Origin of the sequence: Streptomyces sp. UNOC14_S4, assembly GCF_020740835.1 — a bacterium.
Taxonomy (GTDB): domain Bacteria; phylum Actinomycetota; class Actinomycetes; order Streptomycetales; family Streptomycetaceae; genus Streptomyces.
Window position 1 is genome coordinate 1 of the sequence record NZ_JAINFC010000266.1, and the last position, 10,296, is coordinate 10,296.

6 protein-coding genes, 2 pseudogenes and 1 riboswitch are annotated in these 10,296 nt (G+C 73.2%); of the genes and pseudogenes, 4 read left to right on the forward strand and 4 right to left on the reverse strand.

The annotated features are described in order from the left end of the window. Positions 1–768 (reverse strand): annotated as a pseudogene (locus K6I34_RS22560) (hypothetical protein); the annotation flags it as partial. Between the two features lie 253 nt (positions 769–1,021). Then, positions 1,022–4,003: an AfsR/SARP family transcriptional regulator gene (locus K6I34_RS22565; RefSeq protein ID WP_229328147.1), complete on the reverse strand. Its 2,982-nt coding sequence runs from the start codon at positions 4,001–4,003 to the stop codon at positions 1,022–1,024. Positions 4,004–4,227: 224 nt separating this feature from the next. On the opposite strand from K6I34_RS22565, the gene K6I34_RS22570 reads away from it, so the two are divergent. Together K6I34_RS22570 and K6I34_RS22575 are read left to right on the forward strand one after the other, a co-directional pair. Next, entirely contained in the window at positions 4,228–4,419 is a 192-nt protein-coding gene (locus K6I34_RS22570) for a hypothetical protein (RefSeq protein WP_229328148.1), read from the forward strand. 419 nt (positions 4,420–4,838) lie between these two features. Beyond that, on the forward strand, positions 4,839–5,735 hold the full coding sequence (locus K6I34_RS22575) for a S1 family peptidase (RefSeq protein WP_229328149.1): 897 nt from the start codon (positions 4,839–4,841) through the stop codon (positions 5,733–5,735). Between the two features lie 93 nt (positions 5,736–5,828). Here the strand turns inward: K6I34_RS22575 and K6I34_RS22580 are convergent, their stop codons facing one another. Beyond that, a complete protein-coding gene (locus K6I34_RS22580; RefSeq protein WP_229328150.1) occupies positions 5,829–6,302 on the reverse strand; it encodes a C40 family peptidase in 474 nt (157 codons plus the stop codon). Positions 6,303–6,307: 5 nt separating this feature from the next. Continuing rightward, positions 6,308–6,497: riboswitch (cyclic di-AMP (ydaO/yuaA leader) on the reverse strand. 332 nt (positions 6,498–6,829) lie between these two features. Between K6I34_RS22580 and K6I34_RS22585 the strand changes: the two genes are divergently transcribed. Then, positions 6,830–7,912 (forward strand): glutamate--cysteine ligase, encoded by a 1,083-nt coding sequence (locus K6I34_RS22585; RefSeq protein ID WP_229328151.1) that lies wholly within the window; start codon positions 6,830–6,832, stop codon positions 7,910–7,912. A gap of 26 nt (positions 7,913–7,938) precedes the next feature. Here the strand turns inward: K6I34_RS22585 and K6I34_RS22590 are convergent, their stop codons facing one another. Next, entirely contained in the window at positions 7,939–9,171 is a 1,233-nt protein-coding gene (locus K6I34_RS22590; protein WP_229328152.1) for a hypothetical protein, read from the reverse strand. A gap of 471 nt (positions 9,172–9,642) precedes the next feature. Between K6I34_RS22590 and K6I34_RS22595 the strand changes: the two are divergent. Further along, a pseudogene (locus tag K6I34_RS22595) lies at positions 9,643–10,194 on the forward strand (TerD family protein); the annotation flags it as partial. Positions 10,195–10,296: the final 102 nt, after the last annotated feature.

The following is a 10,296-nucleotide window of genomic DNA, read 5'->3' on the forward strand; positions in this document are numbered from 1 at the left end:
CGGCCCCTCCGACCAGGGGTCGCGCGCGAGCCCGTCCAGGCGTGGCCGCAGCGCCAGCACGTCGAAGTGGTCGCGGCCGCCTGCGGCGTAGACATCCCGGACGAAGCGGTGGTCGGTGTGGCAGGGGCCGCCGAGCACGACGGGCGCGGGCTCGGGGACGGAGCGCAGCCCCTCCGAGCAGACCCGGAGGAGGTCGGTGTAGCGCGTGACGCGCTCGGCGGGGTCGGCGATGCCGGTGGCGGCGGAGCGGTTGGGCTCGTCCCACACCTCCCAGGCGGTGACCCGCCCGCCGTGGGTGGCCGCGAGCCACCGCGCCCAGGGCCGGACGGCCTCGGGGTCGTCGGGGAAGCACGCGTACGGGTCGCGCGGGGTCGCGCCCTCCCGGGCCCAGGTGGGCGATTCGCGCAGGGTGACGAGGACGTGGAGGCCGCGCTCGGCGGCGGCGTCGAGGACGGCCGCGAGGCGCTGGTTGTAGGGGACCCCGGCGTCCGGAACGCCCCTCTCCGGCTGGCTGCGGCGCCAGGACACGTCGACGCGGACGAGCCCGACGCCGTACGCCCGCAGCGTGTCCAGGTCGCGCGGGAGCGCCGGGGTGGGCCTGCCGTCGTGCCAATAGCCGTCGCCCATGCCGTGGAAGGGCACTCCGAGCAGCGGGGGCACGGGAGCGGGATCGGTCGCGCTGTCCGGCCCGGTGGTCCGGGAGGCCGCTGGGGCCGGTGCTGCGAGAGCCGCTCCGGCGGCCGTCACGACGAAGGTACGGCGACTCATGGGCCAAGCCTGACAGCCGTGGCCCGCGCTTCCGGTGTGCTCGGGTACAGCCGTCACCCGTACAGGTGGAGCAGGCGGGATCGCGTTGCTCACCGCGGGCGCGCGTGTCCCGGGCAACGCGCGCGGAGTGCGCCGGAACGGCCGTTCAGGTCGGGCGTGCGGCCATTGCCATGCCAGCCGTTCAGGTCGGGCGCGCCGCCGTCGCCATGTCAGGCGTTCACGTCAGGCGTGCCACCGTCGCCATACCAGCCGTTCACGTCGGGCGTGCCGCCGTCGCCGCGTCGAGGAGGGCCCGGGTCGGTGCCGTCTCCGGTACGCCGAGGCGTTCGAAGAGGGCGAGCGCCTCCTTGAGGTGGGTGTAGCCGCGCTCCGGGCGGCCGAGCCGGGCCAGCGCCTGGCCGAGTACGGCGTGGGCGAGCCCCTGGCAGTAGCTCTTGCCGAGCTCCCGCGCGATCCGCAGGGCTTCCTCGGCGCAGGAGACGGCGTCCTCGTCGCGCCATTCGTCGAGGCGGCACTCCGCGAGGCGGGCCCAGGCCAGGCCCTCCCAGCCGCGCTGGTGCTGGGAGATGAAGTGGCCGAGCGCGCCGCGCATCCGGTCGGCGGCGGGGCCCGGGTGGCCGGTGCGGCGCAGCACGTAGCCGTGCTGGTAGAGCGTCATGGCGATGGTGGGCCCGTTCCCGGTCTCCTCGGCGAGCCGGACGGCGTCGGCGGCGGCGCGTTCGGCCTCCGCGGGCTGGTCGAGCGCCAGGTGCACGCGGGCGGTGTTGCCCAGCACGCGGGCCTCGCTGCCCTTGTCGTCCAGCCCGTCGCACAGGGAGCGGGCGAGCTCCAGGAGCGGGAGGGCCTCGGTGGGGCGGGCGGTGGCGAGGTGGAGGATGCCGGGGGCGTTGGCGGCGAGGTGGCGGCAGAGGGTGTCGTCGGCCTCGTCGGCGAGGCGCAGCGCGTGGGTCAGTTCGCGTTCGGCGGCGTCGTAGACGTCGGTCAGGTAGTGGAGGTTGCCGAGCGTGTAGCGGGCGCGGGCCTCGACGCGCGGTTCGCGGCGGGCGTGCGCGGTGTCGGCCGTGAGCTCGGAGAGCCTGCGCAGCTCCTCGCGGTGCGCGGGGCCCTCGATCAGGCCGGACCAGGTGAGGAGCAGGTCGCCCGCGGGCCGCAGGGCGTCGGGCGCGCCGGGTACGGCCTGGGCGAGGAGGGAGGCCAGGGGTATGTGTTCGTGGCGCAGCCACTGGCGGGCGTCGTCGGCGTCGGCGAAGGGCACGCCCGGCACGGCGACGGGGTGCAGGTGACGCTGGAGCGCGTGGTCGGGTTCGAGGGTGCGGGAGGCGTTGCCGACGGTGGCCAGGTGGTGGTCGAGCAGTCGCTGGACGGCGGCGCCGCGCTCCTCCAGGCTGTCGGTCTGCTCCGCCTGGCGGCGCGCGTAGAGCCTGAGGAGGTCGTGGTAGCGGTAGCGGCCGGTGGCGTAGGACTCCAGCATGCCCGCGTCGGCGAGCTCCTCGGCGAGGTCCTCGGCGGTGAACTCGTCGCAGCCGAGGAGGGCCGCGGCGGCGGGGAGCGACAGGTCGGGTGCGGCGGCCAGGGCCAGCAGGCGGAAGGCCTTGGCCTGGTCCTCGGCGAGATGGGCGTAGCCGAGCCGGAAAGTGGCCTCCACGGTGAGGTCGCCCGCCTGGAGTTCGTCGAGCCTGCGGCGTTCGTCGTCGAGCCGGGTGACGAGGGAGGCGATGGTCCAGCCGGGCCGGGCGGCGAGCCGGGAGGCCACGATGCGTACGGCGAGCGGGAGGTGGCCGCAGGCGGCGGCGAGCGCGGCGGCGGCCCGCGGTTCGGCGGCCACGCGCTCGGTGCCCACGATGGCGGCGAGCAGGGACAGGGCCTCGGGGGCGGTGGCGACGCCGACGTGGAAGTGGCGGGCGCCGCCGAGGGTGATGGCGCGGGACCGGGTGGTGACGAGGACGGCGCAGCCCGCCGTGCCGGGCAGCAGGGGGCGGATCTGGGCGGCGTCGCGGGCGTTGTCGAGGAGCAGCAGGACGCGCCGGTCGGCGAGTACGGACCGGTAGAGGGCCGCGCGCTGGCCGAGGTCGTCGGGGATGTCCGTCTCGGGGACGTCGAGGGCTTGGAGGAAGTGGGACAGGACGCTGCCGCTGTCGGCGGGGTGCGGGCCCTGGCCCTGGAGGTCGACGTAGAGCTGGCCGTCGGGGAAGTCGGGACGGGCCGCGTGGGCGGCGTGCACGGCGAGCGTGGTCTTGCCGACACCGCCGATGCCGGTGAGCATGGCGATCATCACGGCGGGCCCGGAGGCCTCGGTCAGGGCGGCGCGGACGTCCTGGACGAGCTGTTCGCGGCCGGTGAAGTCGGGGATGCCCGCGGGGAGCTGGAAGGGCACGGCCGTGGGGCGGCCGGACGGCCGGGCCGGGCCGTCCTCGGCGGGAGCGGCGGACGCGGCCGCGGTGAAGGCGAGGCCGGGGTCGGCGGCGAGGACCCTGGCGTGCAGTTCGGTGAGTTCGGGTCCGGGCTCGACGCCGAGTTCGGCGACGAGGAGGCGGCGGGTGTCGGTGTAGACGGCCAGGGCGTCGACCTGCCGTCCGCAGCGGTAGAGGGCCAGGATGAGCAGGGCGCGCAGCCGTTCGCGCAGGGGGTGCTCGGCGGCGAGCGAGCTCAGCTCGGGGATGATCTCGGCGTGCCGCCCGAGGGCGAGGGCGCAGTCGAAGAGGCCCTCCTGGGCGACGAGGCGGGCCTCGGAGAGCCGGTGCCGCTGGCGTTCGGCGTACGGTCCGGGGAGCCCGGCCAGCGCGGCGCCATGCCAGAGGGCGAGGGCGGCGGCGTAGCGGGTGTGGGCGAGCTCGATGTCGCCCGCCTCGCGGGCGTCGGCGGCCTCGGCGAGGCGCTGCTGGAAGACGACGGCGTCGACCTGCTGCGGCGGGACGTGCAGGGCGTAGCCGCCGGAGGAGGAGACGAGGACGGTGGCCGGGGTCCTGGCCACGCGGCCGGGTTCGAGGAGTCCGCGCAGGCGCGAGGCGTAGGTGCGGATGGTGCCGAGCGCCTGGGGCGGGGCCTCCTCGCCCCAGAGGGCGTCGATCAGTTCGTCGCTGGAGACCGTGCGCCCGCCGCGCAGGAGGAGCACGGTGAGCATGGCGCGCTGCTGGCGGGCGCCGAGCTCGATCTGCTGCCCGTCGAGCTGTGCGCGGACGGGTCCGAGCAGCTGGAAGGAGAGCCGTGTGCCGGATTCTGCCCCGCTGTCGCCCATGTTCTCCCCCGAACGCGCCGTGTCCGCTCCGCCCGGCGCCAAGGGCGACAGTATCTCAGGGCCCGGTCGGCGCCGAGGAGTCAGTATGTCGCCTGCTATGCATCTGTTGATCGCCTGTTGATCGGAGTGTCACATACTGCGGATCGAACCGTGTCCGACACGGTTTGCATTCTGTTCCATACGGGGGGCAGAACGTGTTTCACACGCATGACAGGAGTTACCCCATGACCGAGGCCCAGAACCCCGCCGAGACCCCGCAGCAGCCGGCCGAGCAGAACACGCCGAGCGAGCAGGCCATCCTCGCCGGTCTGGGCGCGCCCATCGAGCACGTGGAGGGCACCCCGGAGACCACGGGCCAGCCGGCCGGCTCGCCCCGCAACCCGATCCGGCCGACCCACACGACGGGCGCTCAGTAAGCACGGCGCACCCGTCGGCGGCCGGACAGCCGCCGACGCCCACGGGCCCCGGCCGCCTCGCGGCCGGGGCCCGTTCCGCGTGCGCCACGGCGGCCGCGCCGGCGTCCGCCCGGCGGCCACCCCAGCATCCGTCCCAGCGGCCACCGCACGGATACGGCACGGGCACCGCACGGATACGGCCGGGCCGTTCCGCATGCCGTGCGCATCTGCCGGTGACACCTGCGCCGTCGTTAAGGGTCGGCAAAGAATTATCGGACAACCGCGCCCCTCCTTGTCCGCTCACCGGTCGGCGCCCATACTCCCAGGAATTGACATGGACGCGACCATCATCGGCGGTCCCGCCCGTGTCGTCGCGTCACCCGTCCCTCCGTGCCCGGACATCGATGTCACCGGGCACCCCCCACATGGAGGTGCAAGGAGTGAAACGTCCACGGATATCCGCACGCCGTACGGCCGTGGCGGGCAGCGCCGCCGCGGTCCTCGCGGTCACCGCGCTCGCCCTGCCCACCGCCCACGCCGCGCCGTCGCAGGCACGGCTCTCGGCGGCCGACGTCGCGTCGGCGAGGGCGACCCTGAAGACCGAGGCCTCGATCCCGGGCACCGCGTGGTCGGTGGACCCCAGGACCAACAAGGTGACCGTCACGGCCGACAGCACCGTGCGCGGCGCGAAGCTGGCGCGGCTGAACAAGGTCGTGGCGGGCCTGGGCGACAAGGCCACGCTGAGGAGAACAGCCGGCCAGTTCCGTCCGCTCATCGCGGGCGGCGACGCCATCTGGGGCAGCGGAGTGCGCTGTTCCCTCGGCTTCAACGTCTCCAAGGGCGGGCAGCCGTACTTCCTGACGGCGGGTCACTGCGGGAACGCCTCGGCCACCTGGTCGGACACGCAGGGCGGCAGCGAGATCGGCCAGACCGAGACATCGGTCTTCCCCGGGCACGACTACGCCCTGGTGCGCTACACCTCGAACATCGACCACCCGAGCGCGGTGGACCTCTACAACGGCAGCCTGCAGAACATCAGCCGGGCCGGTGAGGCCACCGTCGGCGAACAGGTACAGCGCAGCGGCAGCACCACCGGCGTGCACGGCGGCCAGGTCACCGGCCTCAACGCGACCGTGAACTACGCGGAGGGCACGGTCGAGGGCCTCATCGACACCACCGTGTGCGCTGAGCCGGGTGACAGCGGCGGCCCCCTCTTCGACGGTGACACAGCACTGGGCCTCACCTCGGGCGGCAGCGGCGACTGCTCCGGCGGCGGCGAGACCTTCTTCCAGCCGGTCCCCGCGGCCCTTCAGGCGGTCGGGGCGCAACTGCCCTGACACCGAGCGGCCGGAGCCGGAACGGCCACCGGCGGTCCCTGTGCGCGAGCCGGCGTACAGGGACCGTTCCACGCGGTCGCAAGAGGCCCCGGGTCAGGAGACGCGGCCGTACCAGACGCCGCTGTTCCAGATCTTCTCCAGGCGCACGGAGGCGCCGGGCTTGGGCGAGTGCCAGATCTTGCCCTCGCCCGCGTAGATGCCCACGTGGTAGACGTCGCTGCCGGAGTGGAAGAAGACCAGGTCACCGAGCTGGCGGGAGCCCGCCGAGATGTGCCGGGTCGTGTTGTACTGGTCGGCGGCGGTACGCGGCAGGCTCTTGCCGGCCTTCTTGAACGAATAGAGCGTCAGACCCGAGCAGTCGAACCGGTTGGGGCCCGCGGCGCCGTACTCGTACGGCGAGCCCTGCTTGGAAGCCGCGACCTTGAGCGCCGTCTGGCCCGGCGTCGCCGCCTGGGCCTCGCCGGAGACCCCCGGGAGCAGCATCGACGCCGTGACGGTCGCGGCGGTCAGGACGGTCGCGGCGCCGGCGCGGGACACGAGCGCGGGTATGCCGGAGAAAGCAGGCATGTCGAATTACCCTTCGTCATCCGCCTGCGAAAGATGACCTGTCGGGTTCGGGCTGTCGAAGTTGCCCGGCCACATCGTGGCTTCACCCCAAGAACCACCGCCATCGTGGTTCGCCGTGCTTGGGTCTCCCGCTCCTGCCGATCCGTTTGTCTGCTCCGCACCCGGTACGGCGGCAGGACTCGGCGTCCGCCCGGGTGGCCCGCCTCGGTGACGGGATCTTGTTGTTCGACCCAAGATCCTGCACCACGGGACGCCGGAATCCCGAGCCGGAACGCCTTTCTGTGAACTTCTTCACTTCACCGTCAAGGGCGGAACCGGTGTGCTTTTCCACCTCAAACAAACCAGGCAACCCCTCTTTTTCCAAGGGAGTTGAGAGAATTCCGGAACCGGGCCGCCGAGAATGAAATCCGGTCATGAACAGCCCCCGGCAGGGGCCTCCGTACAGGGCCGGAACGTCTTTGCGTCAGAAATACGCGGGGGCGGGCCCCGTGCGGTTCGCCCGGACATCGTGAGGGTAGCCCTACGGCATGCTCACCCTAGGGATCGAGGAGGAGTATCTTCTGCTCGACCCGGCCACCGCACTGCCCGTTCCGAAGGCGGAACAGATCTGCGCGGCGGTGGACCTGGAGCCGGTCGACCATGAGCGGGAGATTCAGGCGGAGTTGTTGCAGGCCCAGGTGGAAGTCGCCACTCCGGTCTGCGCCGACCTGGCCGAGGCGAGCCGTCACCTGCTGCGGCTGCGCCACGCCGTGAGCTCCGCCGCCAAGCGGGCCGGCTGCCGGATCGCCGCGTGCGGCACGGCGCCGCGCGCGGGACTCGTGCCCGTGCCCGTCACGCGCAAGCCGCGCTATCTGGCGATGCGCTCCAGCGCGGCCCAACTCGTCGACGAGCAGCTGATCAACGGGATGCATGTGCATGTCGCCATCCCCGACCGGGAGATGGGGGTCGCCGCGCTCAACCGCGTCCGGCCCTGGCTGCCGGTGCTGGTGGCCATGGCGGGCAACTCCCCCTTGTGGAACGGCCAGGACACCGGCTTCGCGAGCTGGCGCACCGTGGTCTACAGCCGCTGGCCCGTGAGCGGCCCGCCCCCGACCTTCACCGACCTGGCCGACTACGAGGAGCGCGTCGAGGCGCTGCTCGCGACCGGGACGATCTCCGACCGGGGGCAACTGTACTGGCAGGCGCGGCTGTCCGACCGCTATCCGACGATCGAGGTGCGCTGCCTGGACGTGCAGTTGCGCGCCGACGACGCAGTGATGTTCGCGGGGATCGTACGCGGCCTGGTGGCGACGGCCATCCGTGACGAGAAGAGCGGCCGGGCCAGCCCGCGGTGCCCGCAGGAGCTGCTGTCCATCGCGAACTGGCACGCCGCCCGGTACGGCCTGGAGGGCATGCTCATCGACCCCGAGGGCAGGCGCCGCGACGCCGACGACGTGGTGTACGGCATGCTCGGGCACATCGGGCAGGCGCTGGAGGAGTCGGGCGACCTCGGCCAGGTGAGCACGCTGGTCCACCGGCTGCTGCGGCGTGGCACCCCAGCGGACCGGCAGCGCCGGGTGCTGGCCACGGACGGCATCAGGGCGCTCACGGACCTCATCACCGAGCCCTGACCCGACGCGTACGGCACACGGTCACGTCAGTGGTGCGGGTCGCCCTCGATCCGTCCGCCCAGGGCGCGGGCAGCGGCGGGAAGGTGCCGCACACGCGTCGTCAGCAGCAGGGCCGCGAGGCCCAGATACACATAGGTGAGGACGAGCCGGGCGTACTCCCCCGGAAGGGCGAACTGCACCGCGAAGAGGACGAACAGCACGGCGGCCTGGAGGCGGCCGAACCGCAGCCCGAGCAGGACCACGACGGCCAGCACGGTCTGCGCGGCGGTGAGGGCCACCTCGTCGACCTGCCGCGTCACCAGGGGCAGGTCCGCTCCCCCGCCGCCGAGCGCGTGGGCGAGGGGCAGACAGCCCACCAGCAGCGTCCACTGGTTGACCTTGCTGGACAGCAGCGCGCCGAGGCCGTCGCTCGCCCGCAGCCGCCACGCGAAGACCACCGCGACGATCAGCTCGGGGGCCTCGGACGCCAGCGGGGCCAGCCACTGGACGAGGACGAAACGGTCGATCCCGAGCGAGGCCCCCGCCTCGACCAGGCCGTTGGCGAACGGCTCCGCGCAGGCGAAGACGACGGCCGCCGCGGCGGCGAACAGCGTCGCGGTGGTGGTGCGGCGGCGCCCCGCGGGCAGCGCGGCCAGCCGCGCCGGAACACCGATCAGCTCCTCCATCTCGGCGGAGCTGCACTTGCCGATCCGGTAGAGGTAGTAGCCGTACCACGGGACGAGGACCACCGGGACGTACCAGCCGATCTCCCGCGTCAGCGGCATGACGAAGGCGAACACGGCGGCCACCGCGAGGAACGCCACGTCGATGAGGCGGTGCGGCTCCAGCTCGATGCCCGTGCCGCGCTCGCCCCGGCGGCGCAGCGCGAGCGCGGCGGCGAGCGCGACCAGCGGCCAGCCGACGCCCACGAGCAGCCGGTTCGCGCCGGTCATGTTGGCCGCCGCGTAGGCGGCGTACGAGGGGTCCGAGCCGGCCGCCCACGCGAAGTAGAGGTCCACGGCGTACTCGGGCAGCACCGCGATGAAGGCCAGCAGCGCGAGCGCGAGGGCTCCGGCCATGTCGGCGCGGGCGGTCTCGGCGGCCCACATCAGCAGCAGCGCCGAGGACAGCACTCCGAGACCGAAGACGGCCACGGCCCACCCGGGCGCGAGTCCGGCCCCACTCAGCCGCACGGCCACCGCGGGGACGGCGCCCGCGCAGGCGGCCCCGATCCGCACGGCGGTCGTGGCGGTGGAGGGCACCCCCGGGGTCTCGCGCATGGCGGGCTCCTTCGCGTCACGCCTCATCCCGCCGATCTACCAGCGGGCGGCGGCGGAGCGCGGCGGACAACCCGGGACGGGGCGCGAGCGCCGCCCGTTCGGAGCAGACGTGAACATGAACGTGAACGTGAACGCGAACGCCGGGCTCCCGGGGAGAACAGGTCCCGGCATTCATCCGTGTCCGTGGCGCATCACCGCGGCGTACTGCTGCTTCAACAACGCGCTGGGCCTGGCGAGCCAGGGCTTCAAGGACAGCTGCGACCTGAGCGATCGTCACTCAGTCGGTACAAGCACCGTGCGCGCCCGGCGAACATCCCCATCACCCCATCATTCCCATCATCCCCATGGGTCGATTGCTCTCCCGGCCCACTTGTTACGTATCGTGCCCTCAGGGAACTGGAAACGCTCCGCGCGCATCCTTCGCCATGAGCGCGAAGGCGCGAAGGCCGGAGCAGTCGGGGAGGAACGGAGATGGGTGTGCCCCTGACCAAGGGCGGCAACGTCTCGCTGACCAGGCAGGCGCCTGGTGTGGCGGCGGTGACGGTCGGGCTGGGCTGGGAGGCGGGCCCCGGGTGCGAGCTGGACGCCAGCGCGCTGCTGTGCGGCCAGTCCGGGAAGGTGCTGTCCGACCGGCACTTCGTCTTCTTCAACAACTTGAGCAGCCCGGAGGGCTCCGTACGGCACTCCGGTGGTCCCGGAGCCGGGGACGCCGAGCAGATCCACGTCGACCTCGGCCGGGTCCCGGCGGATGTGGCGAAGATCGTCTTCCCGGTGTCCCTCTACGAGGCTGCCGCCCGCGGGCAGGACTTCCGGCACGTCAGCCGGGCCCACATCCGCGTGGTCGACCAGAACGGCGGCGCCGAACTGGCCCGCTTCGACATCCGGGCCACGGATGTCGGGACCGAGACCGCGATGGTCTTCGGAGAGCTGTACCGCCACGGCGCCGAGTGGAAGTTCCGGGCCGTGGGCCAGGGCTACGCCTCGGGCCTCGCGGGCATCGCCTCCGACTACGGCGTCGACGTCCTGCGCGAGACGCCGGGCGCCGCTGCCCCGGCGGCCGCGCCGGTCGCACCGGCCGCTCCGGTCGCGCCCATGAGTACTCAGAAATCCACCGGAGGCGGTACC

Bases quoted from the DNA above. Each gene is read 5' to 3' on its own strand.
- K6I34_RS22565 (WP_229328147.1), bottom strand. From the start codon at position 4,003: ATGGGCGACAGCGGGGCAGAATCCGGCACACGGCTCTCCTTCCAGCTG.
- K6I34_RS22570 (WP_229328148.1), top strand. From the start codon at position 4,228: ATGACCGAGGCCCAGAACCCCGCCGAGACCCCGCAGCAGCCGGCCGAG.
- K6I34_RS22580 (WP_229328150.1), bottom strand. From the start codon at position 6,302: ATGCCTGCTTTCTCCGGCATACCCGCGCTCGTGTCCCGCGCCGGCGCC.
- K6I34_RS22585 (WP_229328151.1), top strand. From the start codon at position 6,830: ATGCTCACCCTAGGGATCGAGGAGGAGTATCTTCTGCTCGACCCGGCC.
- K6I34_RS22590 (WP_229328152.1), bottom strand. From the start codon at position 9,171: ATGCGCGAGACCCCGGGGGTGCCCTCCACCGCCACGACCGCCGTGCGG.